This window comes from Halomonas borealis, assembly GCF_004798905.1.
In the GTDB taxonomy this organism is placed as follows: Bacteria; Pseudomonadota; Gammaproteobacteria; order Pseudomonadales; family Halomonadaceae; genus Halomonas; species Halomonas borealis.
The window spans coordinates 277,369-295,818 of the sequence record NZ_SDMO01000001.1; the positions used below are offsets into that span (position 1 = coordinate 277,369).

18 protein-coding genes are annotated in these 18,450 nt (G+C 59.0%); 14 read left to right on the top strand and 4 right to left on the bottom strand.

Features of this window, described 5'->3' with window-relative positions:
• Positions 1–212 precede the first annotated feature (212 nt).
• Genes ETC07_RS01285 through ETC07_RS01305 form a run of 5 tightly spaced genes read left to right on the top strand, consistent with a single transcriptional unit; the run spans position 213 to position 5,313 of the window.
• Positions 213–683: a cupredoxin domain-containing protein gene (locus tag ETC07_RS01285; RefSeq protein WP_136246719.1), complete on the top strand. Its 471-nt coding sequence runs from the start codon at positions 213–215 to the stop codon at positions 681–683.
• 4 nt (positions 684–687) lie between these two features.
• Complete coding sequence (locus ETC07_RS01290) at positions 688–1,353, top strand: response regulator transcription factor (RefSeq protein ID WP_136246720.1); 666 nt, start codon at positions 688–690, stop codon at positions 1,351–1,353.
• Entirely contained in the window at positions 1,334–2,692 is a 1,359-nt protein-coding gene (locus tag ETC07_RS01295) for an ATP-binding protein (RefSeq protein ID WP_112056394.1), read from the top strand. The genes ETC07_RS01290 and ETC07_RS01295 overlap by 20 nt, the downstream gene beginning before the upstream one ends.
• 56 nt (positions 2,693–2,748) lie before the next feature.
• Positions 2,749–4,533 carry a copper resistance system multicopper oxidase gene (locus ETC07_RS01300; RefSeq protein WP_136246721.1) on the top strand — a complete coding sequence of 595 codons (1,785 nt, stop codon included), beginning with the start codon at positions 2,749–2,751 and terminating at the stop codon, positions 4,531–4,533.
• Between the two features lie 9 nt (positions 4,534–4,542).
• Complete coding sequence (locus ETC07_RS01305; protein WP_136246722.1) at positions 4,543–5,313, top strand: copper resistance protein B; 771 nt, start codon at positions 4,543–4,545, stop codon at positions 5,311–5,313.
• Positions 5,314–5,979: 666 nt separating this feature from the next.
• Here the strand turns inward: ETC07_RS01305 and ETC07_RS16030 are convergent.
• The 4 genes from ETC07_RS16030 to ETC07_RS01325 all read right to left on the bottom strand — a co-directional run bounded on the left by ETC07_RS16030 (position 5,980) and on the right by ETC07_RS01325 (position 9,842).
• Positions 5,980–6,390, bottom strand: coding sequence for a DDE-type integrase/transposase/recombinase (locus ETC07_RS16030; protein WP_368732980.1), 411 nt, complete (start codon positions 6,388–6,390; stop codon positions 5,980–5,982).
• A gap of 302 nt (positions 6,391–6,692) precedes the next feature.
• Complete coding sequence (locus ETC07_RS15745) at positions 6,693–6,872, bottom strand: hypothetical protein (protein WP_205742483.1); 180 nt, start codon at positions 6,870–6,872, stop codon at positions 6,693–6,695.
• 70 nt (positions 6,873–6,942) lie between these two features.
• Positions 6,943–8,946, bottom strand: a complete 2,004-nt coding sequence (locus ETC07_RS01320; protein WP_168709140.1) for an acyltransferase family protein — start codon at positions 8,944–8,946, stop codon at positions 6,943–6,945.
• A gap of 41 nt (positions 8,947–8,987) precedes the next feature.
• Positions 8,988–9,842: an IS5 family transposase gene (locus ETC07_RS01325; protein WP_136246724.1), complete on the bottom strand. Its 855-nt coding sequence runs from the start codon at positions 9,840–9,842 to the stop codon at positions 8,988–8,990.
• Between the two features lie 725 nt (positions 9,843–10,567).
• Between ETC07_RS01325 and ETC07_RS01330 the strand changes: the two genes are divergently transcribed.
• The 9 genes from ETC07_RS01330 to ETC07_RS01370 all read left to right on the top strand — a co-directional run bounded on the left by ETC07_RS01330 (position 10,568) and on the right by ETC07_RS01370 (position 18,442).
• Positions 10,568–11,245, top strand: coding sequence for a TVP38/TMEM64 family protein (locus tag ETC07_RS01330; protein ID WP_112056290.1), 678 nt, complete (start codon positions 10,568–10,570; stop codon positions 11,243–11,245).
• A 394-nt stretch (positions 11,246–11,639) separates the two neighbouring features.
• Positions 11,640–11,978: a cation transporter gene (locus ETC07_RS01335; RefSeq protein ID WP_112056292.1), complete on the top strand. Its 339-nt coding sequence runs from the start codon at positions 11,640–11,642 to the stop codon at positions 11,976–11,978.
• Positions 11,979–12,163: 185 nt separating this feature from the next.
• A complete protein-coding gene (locus tag ETC07_RS16035; protein WP_112056372.1) occupies positions 12,164–12,316 on the top strand; it encodes a transposase in 153 nt (50 codons plus the stop codon).
• A 200-nt stretch (positions 12,317–12,516) separates the two neighbouring features.
• Complete coding sequence (locus ETC07_RS01345) at positions 12,517–12,879, top strand: NADH-quinone oxidoreductase subunit A (RefSeq protein ID WP_112056293.1); 363 nt, start codon at positions 12,517–12,519, stop codon at positions 12,877–12,879.
• 50 nt (positions 12,880–12,929) lie between these two features.
• Positions 12,930–14,810: a heavy metal-binding domain-containing protein gene (locus ETC07_RS15825; protein ID WP_240724528.1), complete on the top strand. Its 1,881-nt coding sequence runs from the start codon at positions 12,930–12,932 to the stop codon at positions 14,808–14,810.
• Positions 14,807–15,703, top strand: a complete 897-nt coding sequence (locus tag ETC07_RS01355) for a complex I subunit 1/NuoH family protein (protein ID WP_112056301.1) — start codon at positions 14,807–14,809, stop codon at positions 15,701–15,703. Before ETC07_RS15825 ends, ETC07_RS01355 begins: the two co-directional genes overlap by 4 nt.
• On the top strand, positions 15,703–16,239 hold the full coding sequence (locus ETC07_RS01360) for an NADH-quinone oxidoreductase subunit J family protein (protein ID WP_112056303.1): 537 nt from the start codon (positions 15,703–15,705) through the stop codon (positions 16,237–16,239). The genes ETC07_RS01355 and ETC07_RS01360 overlap by 1 nt, the downstream gene beginning before the upstream one ends.
• On the top strand, positions 16,236–16,547 hold the full coding sequence (gene nuoK / locus ETC07_RS01365) for an NADH-quinone oxidoreductase subunit NuoK (protein WP_136246725.1): 312 nt from the start codon (positions 16,236–16,238) through the stop codon (positions 16,545–16,547). The genes ETC07_RS01360 and nuoK overlap by 4 nt, the downstream gene beginning before the upstream one ends.
• Positions 16,544–18,442: an NADH-quinone oxidoreductase subunit 5 family protein gene (locus ETC07_RS01370; RefSeq protein ID WP_136246726.1), complete on the top strand. Its 1,899-nt coding sequence runs from the start codon at positions 16,544–16,546 to the stop codon at positions 18,440–18,442. Before nuoK ends, ETC07_RS01370 begins: the two co-directional genes overlap by 4 nt.
• Positions 18,443–18,450 lie beyond the last annotated feature (8 nt).

Consider the following 18,450-nt stretch of genomic DNA (forward strand, 5'->3'; position numbering starts at 1 on the left):
AGACAGCCGGCGGGCGTCCGGCATCCTCCGTCCAGGAACGGAGTGACCTCGCTCTAGTCCCTGGCGTTCCTGTGTGGAGAAGATGCCTCGCCGCTTGGAAGATGAGGCCGGATAATCACTGGTTCATGGCTGAGACCCTTTCGGCATTCAGCCCAAATTCAGCTTGATGACTTATAAACGGACCTGTCGACTAACCCCATGGAGCTATCCATATGCGCAAGACAATCCTAGCAACGACCCTGATCCTCGCCTCTACCGCGGTCCTGGCCAGCGGCGAACATGGCAGTGAGAATCCCGCTCAGGTGGACCGCACCATCAGCTTCGAGGCCGGTGACATGTGGTTCACGCCCGGCGAACTCGCTATCGCACCGGGGAAGACGGTGAAGTTCGAGATCACCAACACCGGCAACCTCGAGCACGAGTTCGTGATCGGCGACGCCGCCGCTCAGGAGCAACACCGCGAAATGATGCGCGAGATGGCATCGGGCGGCGGCCACGACATGTCCGGTGGACATGGTGACGGCGGGCACGGCGGCGGCATGCCCTCCGTGACCATCGCCCCGGGTGAGACCGCGACACTGGTGTGGACCGCCCCGCAGGACACCGATAAGGTCGAATTCGCCTGCAATATTCCGGGCCACTACGAGTCAGGCATGAATGGAGAGATCAACTTCCAGGGATGAAAGCATGAAGCTGTTGCTCGTCGAGGACGATGACCTGCTGGCCGAGAGTCTGGCAGAGACCCTGCAGGACGACGGCTACAGCGTCGATACGGCCACACGCATGCGTGTGGCCGACGCGTTGATGGCCACGGAAGACTATGCCCTCGCCATCCTCGATATCGGCCTGCCCGACGGTTCTGGCCTGGACCTGCTGCAACGCTGGCGGGAACATGGTCATCGCTTGCCCATCCTGGCGCTGACTGCACGGGACACCTGGGAAGACAAGGTCGTGGGGTTGCGGCGCGGAGCCGACGATTACATGACCAAGCCCTTTCACGAGGCCGAGCTGCTGGCTCGATTGCATGCCCTACTGAGGCGACAGGCCGGGGGGCTGACCCAGTGCTTGACCGTCAATGGGGTGCAACTGGATGAGCAGACCCAGGCAGTCAGCACCGATGGCGCGACCTGGCAGTCCCTGACCGCCACCGAATTTCGGCTACTGCGCTACCTGATGCATCACCCGGATCACGTGCACTCCAAGGTGCGGCTGCTCGACCAGCTCTACACCCTGGATCAGGATGCCCCCGCCCCGAACCTGGTCGAGGTCTATATCGGCCGGCTGCGCCGCCGGCTTGGCAATCACATCATCCAGACGCGTCGCGGCCAGGGCTATGTCTTTGCTTCGCGTTGATCGTCGTAGCCTGCGCTTTCGCCTATCCCTATGGCTGGGTGGCGTGGCCCTGATCGCCGTCGCCATCACCTGGCTGCTGCATGGCATCCTGCTGCGCGACCTAGCTCGCGACTTCCTCGGCGATCGCCTGCGCCAGGAAGCGCACTACACGCTGCAACGGTTGCGTCAGGAACAATCCCAGGTGAAACCCTGGCTGGACTCCGCCAGCCTGACCTCGCAGATGTTTCATCATCTCTATGTGCTGCGGCTGGATGGCACGGTCAGCACCTCCCACCCCGGCTGGCTGACCAACCTTTCCCCCTACCTGGAGGGCGAAGACGATACCCTGCTCGAGGTGCAGTGGCAGGGCCGCCACCTGCTGCTCTATCGTGAGGTCTTTACCCTGGAAGACGGCGCCGCCGGCACCTTGTTGATCGGCGAGGACTTCGCCGAGGTGGAAGCCGGCCTGGCCACCCTGCACTGGTGGGTCGGTGGCATCGCGGGCCTGGTACTGCTCCTGCTGATTACGCTCAACCTGGTCGCCGTGAATGCAGGACTGTCACCCCTGGTTCGGCTTCAGCGGCAACTCGATGAACTGCGTGCGGGGTATCGCGAGCGCCTGCAGTTGGACACGCCATCAGAACTCGATGGCCTGGTCGGTCAGCTCAACCGCTTCATGGACGAGCAGGACAAGCGACTCAAGCGCTCGCGGGACGCCGTCGCCAACCTCTCTCATGCACTAAAGACGCCCCTGGCGGCCGTCACGCAGGTGCTAAGAGGCTCTCGCCCCATCGATGGCGATCGCCGCCTGAAGCTATTGACCCGCCTGGAGGACATGCAGGCTCAGCTTGACGCGGAGCTGCGTCGTTCACGCATCGCCGGCCCCTATGCCGGCCAGCTCACCCGCGTCCGGAAGGAGGCCGAGCAACTGATCGAGATGTTCGCCACCCTGCACCCCGACAAGCGCTTTCACCTTGATGGACTGCAGGATGGTCGGGCCACGGTCAGCGTCGAGCGCCAGGACTTCACCGAGATGCTGGGGATCGTCCTCGACAATGCCGGGAAATGGGCGCAGCGCGACGTTCACTGTCGCCTGAGCGTGACGACGACGCTGACGCTGGTCATCGAGGATGACGGTCCCGGCGTGGCAAGGGCGGATCTCGCCCAACTGGGCCGACGCGGGCTCCGCCTCGACGAAGGGCGCCCGGGTCATGGCCTGGGGCTCTCGATCCTTCGGCAGCTGGTCGAGCAGTATGAGGGGCGCGTGACCTTCGCCGCGGCGGTCGCGGGGGGCCTGGCCGTCACCATCGTGCTGCCAACCGCCACAGCACGCGTAAATTCCTCCAGCGACTCAGGCTAGATTCAGTTTACCCCGGCATGATCGATTCCTCTCACCTCATCGCAAAGGAATCGTCCATGGTCGCCGCGAAGCAATCCAGGCTTCCCCTATCACGCCGCCAGCTGCTCAAGAGTGGTGCCGCCCTGGGTCTCGGTACCGCCGCCCTGAGCCTGCGCCCAGCCTGGGCCAATCCCTGGGGCCAGGCCGCTGGCTATCCTCAGGGCGTCGAAACCGGGCCCGACCTGGCTCTGGCGATACGCCGTGACACCTTGCCCATCGCCGGCAAGACCGCCAGCCCGATCAGCATTAACGGCACCAGCCCCGGCCCGCTGATCCGCCTCAAGGAAGGCCAGGATGCCGTGCTTCGAGTCACCAATCTGCTCGAGGAACCGACCTCCATTCATTGGCACGGGATGATCCTGCCTCCCGGCATGGACGGCGTACCCGGCGTAAGCTTCGCCGGCATCGCACCCGGCGAGACCTTCACCTACCGTTTCCCGGTTCGCCAGAACGGCACCTACTGGTATCACAGCCACTCGGGGCTGCAGGAACAGCTCGGTCATGCCGGCCCCCTGGTCATCGATGCCGCCGAGCGTGAGCCCTTTCGGTATGACCGCGAGCATGTGCTACTGCTGACCGACTGGACCTTCGAGGATCCGGCCAGTCTCTTTCGCAACCTGAAGCTCGGCGAGGGCTACTACAACTTCCAGGAGCGCACCGTCGCCGACTTCTTCGCCGACGTGGAGCAGCATGGCTTAGCCGATACCGCGACCCAACGCGCCATGTGGGCCCAGATGCGCATGAGCTCACGGGATATCGCCGACGTTACCGGTAGCACCTATACCTACCTGCTCAACGGCCACGCCCCGAGCGATAACTGGACCGCCCTGTTCAGGCCCGGCGAGACGCTGCGACTGCGCATCATCAACGGTTCGGCGATGAGCTACTTCGACATGCGCATCCCAGGCCTAAAGATGACGGTGGTGGCCGCCGATGGCCAACCGGTACAGCCCGTCCCGGTCGACGAGTTCCGCATCGGCGTGGCGGAAACCTATGATGTCCTGGTCACGCCAAAGGATGACAGCGCCTATTCGTTATTCGCCGAATCCATGGACCGCAGCGGCTTCGCGCTGGGCACCCTGGCGCCGCGCCTGGGCATGACCGCCGCCGTCCCGGCGCGGCGCCAGATCGCCGACCGTGGCATGGAGGCCATGGGCGCTCATGGCGACATGGACATGGCCGGCATGAAGGGCATGGATCATTCCAATATGCAGAGCTCGGGCCCGTCCGGCATGCAGGGCATGGACCATTCCAACATGCAGAACTCGGGCCCGTCCGGCATGCAGGACATGGCTTCCCACGAGGCCGGTGCGATACTCCCCGTGGGCGCCGCACAACCCGGCTCTCGCTATGATCAGGCCGGTGTCGGCATCGACCCGAGCGAACGCCGCGTGCTGGTCTATCGCGACCTCAAGGCCTTCACACCCTGGCCGGACCGGCGTCCTCCCGGTCGTGAACTGGAGCTGCACCTGACCGGCAACATGGAACGCTACATGTGGTCCTTCGACGGCAAGAAGTTCAGCGAAGTGACCGGCCCCATCCACTTCGAGAAGGATGAGCGGCTGCGCCTGATCCTGGTTAACGACACCATGATGGAACACCCCATTCACCTGCACGGCATGTGGATGGAGCTGGAGAACGGCGCCAGCGAGCTGATTCCCCGCAAGCACACCCTGAACGTCAAGCCCGGCGAACGGGTATCTGCCCTGATCACCGCCGATGCCGAGGGCAGCTGGGCCTTCCACTGTCACCTGCTCTATCACATGGATGCCGGCATGTTCCGGGTCGTCAAAGTCGCGTAAGGAATGTTCATGAAGTCCAAGACTGTCGTTATCGGTACCGGTTCTACCCTCGCCATACTGGTGGCCGCTGGCGCTCAGGCCAGCGATGGCTACGATGCCCCGGCGAACTGGCCATCGCCGATGGCCGAACACTCACGGGGCTCGATACTCGTCGATCGCTTGGAATATGCTTCCCCCGACAAGGGCGAGGATGCCCTGGTCTGGGATTTCCAGGCCTGGTACGGCGGCGATGTCAATCGAGTCTATCTAAAGGGGGAAGGCGAGAATGTCCAGGGTGACAATGAGGATGCGGAATTCGAAAATCTCGATCTGCTCTACAGCCGTCTGATCACCGATTTCTGGGAGCTCCAGGGCGGTATCGGCTATCAGGGTGGCATCGCTTCGAACGATCACCCCGAACGCTACTTCGGCGTCATCAATCTCCAGGGGCTCGTGCCTTATCGTTTCGAAACCGATCTCGACCTGAGGGTCAGCGAGGACGGCGATGTCTCGGCCAGCCTGGAAAGCGAATACGACCTGCGGATCACCCAGCGGACCTACCTGCAACCGCGCCTGGAAGTCGCAGCGGCAGCCGATGAGGTGCCGGAATTTGGCGTCGGTGAGGGCCTCAACTCGGTTCGCACCGGGCTTCGGTTGCGATATGAAATCACCCGAAAGTTCGCCCCCTATATCGGCGGCTACTGGGAAAAGTCCTATGGTGACACGGCTGACTTGGCCCGCGCCTCGGGGGATGCCACCGAAGATACCGGCGTCGTCGCCGGCGTGAGGATATGGTATTAACCTCATTTTGCATATCTCGATATTTCTTCTGCGCCACATATTAATGTGGCGTTTTTATCTATTTTTATCACATTTCAGTTTTTATTTTCATAATTACAACGTCAACCAATCAAGGAGGTGGACCATGAAACGTCAACTCATTTCCACGGTGCCGCGATGTTGCGCCTGGTCTCTGCCTCATCCTTCGCCATCACTGGCGATAAGCCAAGTGGTTCTGTGATCATTGAAAAAGGGGTGACCAACTCCCAGATCCTGAGCCCCGCCAAGCTCTATCAGGTCAATGTGGAGCAGGCCCAGATGATCCAGATCAGAAACGAACACCTTGCTAGCGACTCCTGCGCTTTTATCGTAATAGCAGGGGGCTGTACGATAGCTCTGGCAAGCTCGTATACAAGGATTCCAACCCACGCATTCACTTCCAGAACTCCGAGCATGTTCAGCTTAGGACCCACAACTACTGCATTCCTGGCAGCGGAACTTGTTTACTGAGCCGTAGGGCTGCAAGGACCTCGTAGAGAATGGTTGAGCCCGCCCGCCAGGATGTTATGAACCTCTGTTAAGCCCTGTCGAGCCGAATCCGGTAGCTCAGGTCTCCTGTCACTATGGTGAGCCACTGATCCGGATATGGCGGACTGCCAAGAATGATCTCTTTTGCTTAGGTCTAAGTTATGCTGACATCTGCAGGGATTTTGTTGTCCATGATGCCACTTTAACCTTAGGTGGCCCGTAGTCGGAGCGCAGTGTCAGTGGTGGCTGAACACGACCCAGAGCCCCTAGTCGATAAATCAGCGCTTCCTCCAAGGCAGCCTCCGCTATTTTGCTGCTGCCTTTGTCCGACAATCGCCAGCCATGGAACTCACGCGTAAAGCAGTCGATGATTACCGCCAGTCTGGCCCGCCGATCTTTACAACACCACACATGGGTGAGATCCGTGGCCCAGCGCTCATCTTGTCGTGAGGCCACGGACGAAAGACTCCTGACGCGAGGGCAGAAGCCCTGTGGTCGCTTGCGCGCCAGCCAGCCCTTCAACTGCAGGATGCGCTGTATCAGCTTGTGGTTCTCTCCCAGGACACACACCAGGCGGCGATAGCCGTAGGTGGGGACCGCTCCAGGGCCAGCTTTACCCGGGCTGCCAGATCAGTATTGATGACACGTCGCCGCGCCTTGGACTGGTAATACAGGCTTCGCAGTAGCAGCTCCAATCAGCGACAGAGCTTGGTTAGGGATACTACATAGCCCTCCAGGGCCAGTTCCGCCTGCAGCGACCTTACAAGTTCCCGTCCTCGTCGAGCAGGCGGCGAAACTTTTTTAATGAATAGATCTGCAGATGGGCCTCGCCCAGCGCTTCCTTAGTTTCCCGGAGCTCGGACTCGAACTGCTCACGGATATCCTTGGCACGGGCCTTGAGCCCATTTCCATGCTGCGCTGGGCTTCTTCGATCCAGCCGAAATCGTGCTGGAGGCCACTTCAGCGACCGTGGTCTTGCCCTTTAAGGTGTCCATGACCACCGCGGCCTTGCGCTTGGCGGTCCAGCGTTTGACGGTAGGTTCGTTGCTCATCGCATCCTCCTCATCGCTGCACTATAGCCTATGCAGCCATGGAGGGGATCACTTCACACATCTAACAATCTTACCAATCGGAGAGTCTAAAAATTTCATCAACAACGATATCGGCCCCCTTCTTGGATAAATGATCGTCATCATAATAAAACGGGACGCTATTCCGTTGAACTACACACCTGCCTTGCACATAGTTGTTACAAAATAGGGCACTAACGACTACCCGCTTAATACCGGGAGCCGGTATACTATCAAAAGCATCTATGACGAATTTATTTCTTGAATAAAAGTCTTCATAAGGGAATGTCACCTGCTCAAGAACTTGATTATTTTCCGAGTAATAAAACCGATTCATCTTTTCAATATCAATGCCAGTCTCAGGAACTGGGTAAACGAGATAAAGAGACCTAGCAACTTTCGCCATTTCTTCAATATACTTTATCAAGTATTCTCTCTTGGTTTTCGCGTCGCGATAAAACTCACCAGAAACCAGCACGTCATATTCTCTGTAGTTGGCATCCCTCTCGGAAAACCCTTCGCTGTTTCGATACGGCATTTTATCAATCACGCCCTCAATAGGAAAAAGCTTGAAGCTCCAACGACTAGCAAGTATCACCTCTGCATCTTGTCGCTTTATGATACTCGTAAATTCCTCGAATCTTTCCTCACAGTTTTCAACCGATCTATTCTTGTTTCTTCTTATAAAGGGCACGGTCTCACAGCCGTCCAAATTGAAAACTTTTCCCTTGATGTTCTGTCTTCTAAACACCTGGTCAAGTGAGTAACTGATGGCTTGAGCATGTGAATCACCGATCAAGATTACGACTTCACTGGAATCCTTGTCCCCAAAGGTACACTCAGATACCCAATGTGAACCCTCGGTCCTTTGTGGCACACAAACATCGCCGATGGTTTCTACTTTTTCACCAAAAGATCGAAACTCAACGTTTGGAGACATTATAAAATCACCGTTGATATATCCATTTTCGTCGTGACCGTATAAACCTATAGATACAAACATTACCAACCCTGCCGAAGAGAAGAAAAATAATCTCCTGCTGTCAATTTTTTCCTTCCTTCGAAACGGCTGCTCAATAATTTTCCAACTGACGACAGCTAGTGCTACTGAAAAACAGCTCAAAAATAGCATTAGCATGGGGCTTGGCTCCGATAGACTTTGTATCCGCGCAAAGGCAAACAGTGGCTGATGCCACAAGTAAGCGCTATAGCTAATAAAGCCTATACCGACGAGCAGGCGAGTGTTGAGAAGTCTTGCGGCGAATGTTTCCTTGTCCGCAAAAAGCACCAAGAGTACGGCGCCTAAAACTGGTGCAAGCGCATATGCACTTGGAAAAGGGGTGGCTTCATCGTAAACGAACACAGATACTAAAATTGCGGCCAAACCGACTAATGCAAGCGAATCATTCTTGACCACTCCACGCCGCTGCACGACAAAAGCCGCCATAGTTCCTGCAAGCAACTCCCACGCTCGCGTTGGTGCTAAATAGAAGTTAGGAGTTGATTTATTTCGCCATCCCCATTCGCTCAGTAAAAAGCTGATTGCGGAAAACAATACGATCATCCAAAAGACGCGATTTTTTCCATATCGCCAAGCTAGAAAGAGAAAAATTGGGAATAAAACGTAGTATTGTTCTTCGACAGCTAAGCTCCATGTGTGTAACAGAGGTTTTTCTTCGGCAGCCGCATCAAAATAACCACTTTCCTGCCAGAATAGCACATTGGACGAAAACAAGCTGACTGCGACAAGGCTGTGAGAAAAATCATCCAATTGGCTTGGCAGCATCCACATCCATGAAAACAAGATGCTGCAGAGCATTACAAAGAAGAGTGCTGGCAAGATTCGCCGTGCACGACGCTCATAGAAATCTAAGAAGCTGAATCGCTTATTATCAATATCTTCAATTAAGATGGTCGTAATGAGGTAGCCGCTGATGACAAAGAAAACATCTACGCCGACAAATCCTCCGCTAAAAATCGCAAATCCGGCGTGGAACAATATCACTGAAACAACAGCAAGTGCTCTCAAACCATCAATTTCGGAACGATATTTCAAGGTAATTATCCTTGGTTAAAAAAGCGGCCTTGATAACAATTCTAGGTTCTGTCTGAAAAGTCGGCACGCAAGCAACGGTCTATGCAAGCAAGGCATATCATTGCCCCGAAACTGCTGGCCAACTTGTCGTACCGGGCGCAGACCCGGCGCAATTCCTTGATCCAGCCGAAACAGCGCTCGATGATGTTTCGCTCTCGATAGCGAGGCTTATCGAAGCCCCGCGGAGCGCCAGGACGCGGTTTTCGCTTCATCTTGCGCCGGGCAATGATTGGCTTCATACGATGCTGGTCGCAGTAGCGACGCAACGGTTCGCTGTCATATCCCTTGTCCGCCACGATGAAGCGGCAACGCTTGCGAGGCCTGCCGGAGGGGCCAGGCAGCTGAACGCGCTCCAGGGTGGGAATAAAGTGCCGTGTATCTGAGTCCTGTCCCGGTGGCAGGGTGAAGGTCAGCGGCCAACCCTGCCGGTCACAGACCATGTGAATCTTGGTCGTAAGGCCGCCACGACTCCGTCCAAGGGCATGGCCTAAGGGGGTCTTGCTGCCCCCCTTTTTGCCGCCTCCTGAGGCGGCCCGGGTGGCGCGGATCGATGTCGAGTCAATCATCCATGTGTCCAGATCCATCAGCCCGTCTTCACGCAGCTTGAGGTGGAGTCGATCCAGCGCCGCCTCGAAAGTGCCATCGTCTCGCCATTGCCGGAAGCGGTCATAGACGGTCTTCCAGGGACCATACCGCTCTGGGAGATCGCGCCATTTGGCACCGGTGCACAAGATCCAAAAGATCCCGTTCAGCATTTGGCGGTCATCCCGGAGCGGGCGGCCCATTGTCTGAGGCGGTGAGACGATGTCTTCGATCATCTGCCAGCTTGCGTCGGAGAGTTCGTGACGTCCTGCCATGCATCACCTATGCAGTTACGGCATCGGAAACATTAGCAAATCAGACTTTTCGGACAAAACCTAACAACTGCCCCGTCATGCACCTTGTTGCCTTAACTCATTGCTATCGCCATTCTTCCTGCTCGCGCTCGTCTTACTGCTAACCTAGAACGCCACGAGCGTGGCATCTGTGCGCCCCTTCAGCGGCGTAGCGCGCCGTAAGGAGCTAGGCCCCAATGCACAGAGCCAAGTTCATACGGCATGCCCTTCCATATAGCCAGCATAGCCAACATGTGTGACTCCAACACCCAAGAAGGCGACCATTTTATCCTGTACCTCGATGACCTAATTGCTCGGCATGTGTATGGAACTGGAGAACGGCGCCAGAGAGGGCCTCAATCCGGTTCCGCACAGGGCTGCGGTTGCGATATGAAGCCACCCGATAGTTCGCCCCCTATGTCGGCGATTACTGGGAAATCTTATGCCGACATGGCTGACTTGGCTCGTGCCTCGTGGGATGCCACCGGGGATACTGGCGTCGTCACCGGCGTGAAGATGTGGCTCTTATCCAGCCCTAACGTCATAATGGTTCGCGCTGAGGCCTCATAAAATATGCGAAGAATCAGGATCTCTCGGTCCTGACCCTGCGATGCGCTCTAGGTCAGAGAAAGGGAGACATGGTTAGCCCGCACAAGATCGATACTGGCGCCCCGAAACGCCTTTCCCGTGCTTCATGGCGACGCATCATGTTGGGCATGGCGGTACTTACCGTTTTTCTCGCCACCGCTCTGGTGCTGTGGCGAACCGGCATGCTGGATGCCTTGCTGGCCGGCGACACCCTCGAACAGGCAGTGATACGGCTTGGCCCATTCGGTCCAGCACTGGTCGTTGGCCTAATGATGATCGCCATCGTCATGAGCCCGATCCCAAGTGCCCCGATCGCGCTCGCTGCTGGCGCGGCCTATGGTCATGTCTGGGGCACACTTTACGTGGCCATCGGCTCCGAGGCCGGCGCGCTCATCGCCTTCGCCATTTCCCGCCTGCTAGGATATGACGCGATGAGAGCCTGGTTGGGCATGCGTCCCTCCAGCGGTCTTCTTCATCGTTTCATCACCTCCCAGAACGCCCTGATGGCCGCCGTTTTCGTGACCCGGCTGATGCCGTTCCTTTCCTTCGACGTCGTCAGCTATGCGGCCGGCCTCTCGCCTCTCAAGGCCTGGCGCTTCGCCATCGCGACGCTGCTCGGCGTCATGCCGGCGAGTTTCCTGCTGGCGCATTTCGGCAACGAACTCGCCTCCGACGATCTGCGCCGTGCGGGCCTAACGGTGCTCGCGCTCGGCACCCTCACTCTGCTGCCGCTGGCCTGGAAGGCGGCGCCGACACGCTACCGATCCGCCCTCAAGCGCTTGCTGCATCTGAGGTAGCCGGTCAGCGTCTCACCAAACACCCGCTGAGGCCGGCTATGACTTGCACCCCGGACATTTCTCGCTGACGTATCCATGACATCCACAACAGTAGCTCCCATTCAGCCTTGGTTCAGCTTTGTCGCCCAGGCTGATGGCGTGCGACGTAGGAGTGAGAATTGCATAACCGTGATCCAGGACTGGTGCTGCCCACCCTCTAGCGGCACACCACAATTTGACCATTGGGTAACACAAGGGTTGTAGGATACTCACACATGATAAGTGGAGGCTCCGCCTGCATCATCCGGGCTGCTCCGTTCTGCGAGCCCCGTCCGGAACGATCAGAAAATCGCCCCCCTGCAGGGAAATGACGCTAGCGAGGTCATGACGACACAGACAAGAAGGAGTGCTCCACATGTCCAAGAATGAACTCCGTCTAGGCGTGAATGAGATCCATCTAGTGACGCGTAAGTTGAAGCTCGAGCCCTGCGATGCCGATGCGTTACGTCTGGCCATCGCACAGATAGACGAGCTATTCGGACTGCAACGCGTCACCTACGACACCGACAAGTGCAAGCTCATCATGGCCTATGACGGGTCGCGGCTGTGCATCGACCATATCGAAGCGATCCTCGCCCGGCACGCCATTGAGATCAGTCACGGCTGGTGGAACCGCTTCAAGGAAGACCACTACCGGTTCGTCGACCAGAACATCAAGGACAATGCCAACAAGGAGCCCTGGAGCTGTCATTGACGGCTCCCGTCGTCACCGACGCCAGGTCGTTCCACGCGGCATCGATGGTGCGGAGTGCCCGTATTTACGTCAGACGAAGATCCCCCACTGTCAAGCTAGTTGGAGCCTCAGCGGCTGATAGACTCTGAACCCTGGAGGGGCGAGACGAGGCTCCGATGAAGTAATCCGACGAGCGCCGGGAAGCTATCCTCAAGAAGCTATTCCCGCCCCATAACCGCACGGTCGCGGAGGTAGCTGAGGAAGAAGGTATCTCGGCGACCACGTTGTACAACTGGCGGAATAAGGCCCGGAAAGCGGGTCGTCTGCTGCCCGACCAGGCGGATGATCCCGAAGGCTAGAGCTGATGTGACAAATTCCATGCCGTGCGTGAAATGGCCGCGCTGAGTGACGCCGAGCTGGCCGAATACTACCGGCAGCGTGGTTTGTACCCTGATTAGTTCCAGCATTGAACGTGCGTCAAGCGTTCGGGCGATGGGCCAAGCAACGCCCACCGGATCATAGATTTCACCGACGTGTAACTGGCTACTCTGGAGGAATAATGAACGCTACGCAGCAATACGTTCTGCTACTTGGCCTGGCGCTGGGTACCGTGGGTATGGTGCTTTCCCTTTACAGCTTGTCCCGCGCCATAGGCCCGACACGCGGGGAGCCGGGCAAGGATGTGCCGGCGAGTTCCGGAGTCCTGTCGCGGGATCCGGTATGGGGGCGGTATCACGCTCGTTACTATGGATACGCGTTGCTGTTTCTGGCTTTCGATATGGAGATGGCATTCATGTACCCGTGGGCCGTTGTGTACAAGGAAGTAGGAATGGTTGCCTTGCTTGATATGGGCGTGTTTCTTGCCATTCTTTTTCTCGGTCTGCTCTACGGGTGGAGTCAGGGGGCTTTCAGGCGGCAATGAGTTCTGATCCAGCAATAAACCTAACGGGCGCACGGCAGAAACGTTACTCAGTGCTGCAGAAGCTGGTTTCCCGGGCCCTGGCGCGTAACCTGAGCTGTCTGATCGTTCCGGGCCCGGAAGTGGCCCTGGCGCATGGTCTGGACGTGACTGCAGCAGGCTTGCGCATTGCAACCACGCCACGCGATGCCAGCGTGCTTCTGATTGTCGGAGATCTGCCCGGGAAAATGGGGGATGCCGTGGCAGTGCTCTACGCGCAGATGCCCCGGCCGCGCGCGATTCTCATGGTAGGCGGGCAGACACCGTCGACTTTATCGGGTGACGATATCTCCTCAGACCTCTCGCAAGAAGATCTGACCGAAGCCGTAGGTCAGCTAAAGCGGGCATTGGCTGACGGTGCCTTTACAGACTCGCCGGAGGATTTCGACGCCTCTGTAATGCACGCCAGGATCGAGTATGTCTGCCCCATGCATCCCGAAGTTGTGGAGGATGAGCCGGGTAGCTGCCCCAAATGTGGCATGGACCTGGTAGCCCGCGAAGCCGGGGAGTCGACCCCTGAAGGCGGCAGCGATCATGAACATCACGAAGATCACGAACACCATGGCCACGAACACGAGCATTGCCATGACCAGGAGCACCAGAGCCACCATGAGCACCAGAGCCACCATGGGCATCATGAGCATCATGATGGCCATGATCAGGACCACGGCCACGACCACGACCACAATAACGAACACCAACCGGAACACGCTCCCGAAAATGCTGGGACCGAATATACCTGCCCCATGCACCCCGAAATTGTTCGGGACGAACCGGGCAGCTGCCCGAAGTGCGGCATGGATCTGGTAGTCCGTGAATCTGACGACCACTCAGAACATGAACATTCCGGCCATGATCACGGTGAACACGATCACGGTGAACACGATCACGGTGGGCATGATCATGAAGGACATGATCATGGTTCCTCGGGATTCATGTCCATGATTGAAGTCACCAAAGACCTGCCGCGCAGCGCCGACGGCCTGCAGATGGACTGGCTTGAGGTGCCGTTCGGTCCGGTCTTCCCTGGCTTGCCCGGCGGACTGAAGTTGACGCTGACCCTTGATGGTGACGGCGTAACGGAGGGGCAGGCGATCTCCCTGGTGGGGGTGACCAGCAAAGGTGACAATGTTGAAGAAAGTGAAGAGATGGATGCCGAGACCTTCATTGCGTATCTGTCAGCTGCAATTCCGCTCGCGCCGGTGAGCTACCGTCTTTTGGCTTGTCTGGCAATAGAGCAAGCGGCAGGACTGGAGGACGATTCGGCAAACGCCGGTGCCCGCACTGGCGCCCTTGAGCGTGAGCGCATCGCCAGTCATCTTGGCTGGCTGGCTCAGTTAGGGCGCCAGCTCGGCTTCGCCTGGCTGACGCAACGGGCTTCAACTCTGCAACTGCAAGTCAGAGAGGCTAACCGGGACAGTCTTGCTGCCCTGGAGCCAGCGCTGCGTACATTGGGTACCCGCCTTGAACGAACGCCTTTGCTTAAATCGCGGCTGATGGGAGTCGGTATACTGCCAACGGAATCTTCTGGTTTGCGCGGCCCCGTAGCGAGTGCTGCCAACGAAGGCGGAGATGCCTGGGCGCGCCTGTGGCAGCGCCTGGCCGAAATTTCGGCCAGCCTTGACCTTATAAAGTCGGGCGCAGAACCGGAGCTGCCGGTTCTGCGCGACGTTGGCGATGTGTCAGGAACCGGTGAGGCAACCGTTGACACTCCGCGCGGCGAGGCCCGGCTAAGTCTGAAACTGGAGCGCGGCCATGTTAAGTCATACGAGCTGGACACCGCCTGCAGTCACCATATCGGCCTGGTCCCGAAGCTTGTCGAGGGCCAGGAACTGGGCGATGCGCTGCTGGCAGTCGGGTCACTGGACCTTTCGCCCTGGGAGGTGACTTCGTGACTGTCGCCATCGTTTTGCTCGCGCTGCTTGGCAGCGCCTGGCTGCTGGCTGTGATTGAGGGCTGGATGGCCACTGGGCGTCTGAGTCCGGCGGCGCCGCTGTTCAACGGCCTGGCTCACCTCGGACGTGAATCTATTGTGCCGCGCTCGCCGGACCGGGTCTTTTTCGAGGCGGCGCCGGTGCTGCTATTGGTCGTAGCAGTGCTTGGCATGGCGGTCCTGCCGCTGGCGCCGGATCTGATCATCGCGGACCTGGGCACCGGCGCGCTCTTCATCAACGCGGCCCTGGCCTATGTGCTGGTCGCGGTGATCATGGCTGGCTGGGGGCCGGATGGCGCCTACGCGATGATCGGCGGCTGGCGTTTTCTGGGCCAGCTTATTGCCTATTCCATGCTTATTGTCATGCCGATCACGGCCGTGGCCATGCGTGCAGAGTCCCTGGTGAACACCGCGATCGTTGGTTCCCAGAGCAGCTTGTGGAACATCGTCTACCAGCCTCTGGGCTTCGTGCTGTTTTTCATTGCCGCCATGGCGCTGGCGTTCCGTGCCCCCTTCGATCTGCCCACCGCAGAAGGGGAGCTTGGCGGAGGTGTGGACGCCGAGTACACCGGGGTGCGCCTGGCAGTGCTGCGCCTGGCCCGACTGACGCTGGTGGTTACTCTGGCTTCGGCGACCACGGTGTTTTACCTCGGCGGCTGGCATGGCCCGCTGCTGCCGCCCTGGGCCTGGAGCCTGATCAAGACCCTGGCCGTAGCCGTGTCGATGCTGCTCGTCGGTCGCTACCTGCCACGCATTCGCGAGGCGGATCTGATGCGGTGGTGCTGGATTATGGGCATCCCCCTGGCACTGGTTAATATCATTATTGTCGGTTTACTGATCCTGGTGGTTCCCTAATGTACGCACAGGCTTTTTTTGTCGCTGTGTTCGGGCTGGCCGCAATCGGCTTCGGCCTGGTGGTGTTTCGCACATCGTCCATGGTCCGTTCCGCACTGGCGCTGTTGTTTTCGCAGACCGCCGTCGGCTGCATGTTTCTGGCGATGCAGACCGAATTTCTGGGTGTACTGCAGATCATGATGATGGCCACGGAGATGAGCATCATGGCCATCTTCATGGTGATGTTCATGATGGATCCCGGTGGGCTTGGCGGTATGGATATGAGCCACCAGAAGCGCTTCTCGATCGGTGCCGGGGTCAGTGCCGCCGTTGTTGCCATCGCCATTGCACTGCTGTCCGACTGGGGTCCCTTGGCGGACCAGGTGCCGGACGCGGAGGCGCAGACACGGGCGCTGGGCATGGAGCTGCTCGGGCGCTCGATGATGATCTTCGAAACCGCTGGCATCACCATCCTGACCGCGATGATTGCGGCCACGGCGGTGGCAATTCCGGTGCAGAACCTGGCGAGTAAAAACGACAAGGAGTCATCGGAATGACCGCAGTTCTGATAGTAGCGCTTCTGATCGGCGCAATACTCTTCGGTATCGGTATCTATGGCGCACTGTCCCAGACCAATCTGGTGATGATCATGATGGGCGTGGAGCTAATGCTGGCGGGCGCGATGGTGAACCTGGTCGCTTTCTGGCGCTTTCTGCACCCAGAAGCCTATTCCGGCCAGATGTTTGTGCTGGTGGTGATGACGGTTATGGCGCTGGAGATGGCGGTCGGCTTTGGCATTGCCATCGCCCGCTTCCGGGCCAAGGGCTCGGTAGAGATGGAAGAAGCGGAGGACCTTAAAGGATGAATGCAGTGGTCCTGCCGATATTACCGCCGCTGATCGCCGCCCTGGCCGTGTTGATACTGCGCCGGTGGCCGCCTGCACTGGCCCTGGCTGGCGCAACGCTCAGCCTGGCGGGAAGCCTCTGGCTTCTGGCCCGGGTGGCTAGTGGTCAGACCGAAACCCTACTTATGCCCGGTCTGCCGGACATGCCACTGCGACTGGTCGGCGTGCCGCTTACGGCGTTATTGGCCGTGACGGTGGCCACGGTGGGTACATTCGTGCTGATCCATGCCGTCGGTTACATGAAGCGAGAGTCTGGTCAGGCGCGCTTCTACGCCGTAATGTCCCTGTTCCTGGCCGCCATGCAGGCGCTGGTGCTGGCCGGCGACTGGGTTCTGCTGCTGGCGGCCTGGGAACTGATCGGGCTCTGCAGTTACCTGCTGATCGGCTTCTGGTTCCAGCGGCCCGAAGCCGCGAACGCAGCCAGCCGCGCTTTCCTCTATACCCGCAGCGCAGATCTCGGGCTTTACGTTGCGGTATTCATACTTATCGGGTCGGCAGGTACCAGTGAGATTGCCGTCTCCCTGACCGCTGGTGGTAGTGCCTCGACCGCGGCCGGGCTTCTGTTACTGCTGGCCGCCATGGGCAAGTCGGCCCAGGTTCCCCTGCAGGACTGGCTGATGCGCGCCATGGCGGGCCCGACACCGGTCTCGGCGTTGTTGCACTCGGCCACGCTGGTGGCGGCGGGCGCGATCCTGCTGATCCGCTCGGCCCCGCTGCTGACTCCTGAAGCGCTTTTCGCCATTGGGCTTGTTGGTGGCGTTACCACGGTGGCAGCCGGGGTGATTGCGCTGGCCGAGCGTGATCTCAAACGCCTACTCGCGGCTTCTACGGCCAGTCAGTACGGCCTGATGCTGATCGCAGTGAGCGCCGGGGTTCCGCTGGCCGCCCTGTTGCACTTGCTCGCCCATGCTGCCATCAAGAGCAGCCTGTTCCTGGCTGCCGGTGAATTCCAGCATGCGCGTGGCGATACCACTTTCGATCGGCTGAAGGGCGTTGGCCGCGCCAGACCCTGGGCCTTCGCTGGCTTTGCTCTGGCGGCGCTGGCACTGGCTGGCATTCCACCGCTGAGCGGGTTCTTCTCCAAGGATGCGGTGATCACCGCCGCTCTGTCTGCACAGGGCGCCGTCTGGCTCGGCCCTCTGGCCCTGGCAGGAACTCTGCTGACCGGCGCCTATATGGCCCGGGCTTTACGCTTGCTCTGGCAGGGCTCCGGCGATACCCGGCCGGTCGCCGGTACTGGCTGGATGCGCGCTGGCATCTGGGGTCTGGCGACCCCCGCCGCAGGCCTGGGTCTGGCCTTTGGTCCACTCGAAACAATGCTTGATCTGCCGGCGCCGGAAACCGCAGGTATCGGCGCCATATTGTCCGGACTCGTCGCCGCCTTGGGTGGCCTGGCGCTGGGCTGGCTGGTGCCGGTCAAGCGTCTGCTTGGGCCTGCCCATCAATGGGCAGCATCGGGGCTAGTGGTTGCGGGCGGGCTCACCGCCTGGGTAGGTCGGCCCGTAATGGCTGTTGCCCGGCAGTGTGACCGTCTGGAAGGCCACCTTTATGCGGCCGCGCTTGGCGTCGGCCATACAGCTCTCACCATTGCCCGCGGGGGCGAGCGCCTGGAACAGCGCCTGTATCTGGCCGTACTTGGCGTCGGTCGCGCCAATCTGGCGGTGGGTCGCTGGGTTCGGGGCGGGGATGAGCGTGGTATCGACGGTCTGATCTTCGCCCTGGTGGCCGGTGTGCGGGCCCTGGGCGCGCGGGCGAGAACCCTGCAAAGCGGCCTGATCCATCACAGCCTGGCGATCAGCGCCGTAGCCACCGCTGTGCTCCTTGTCATCCTGTTTTCAGCTTCACTGAGTTTCTAAAGGAACCC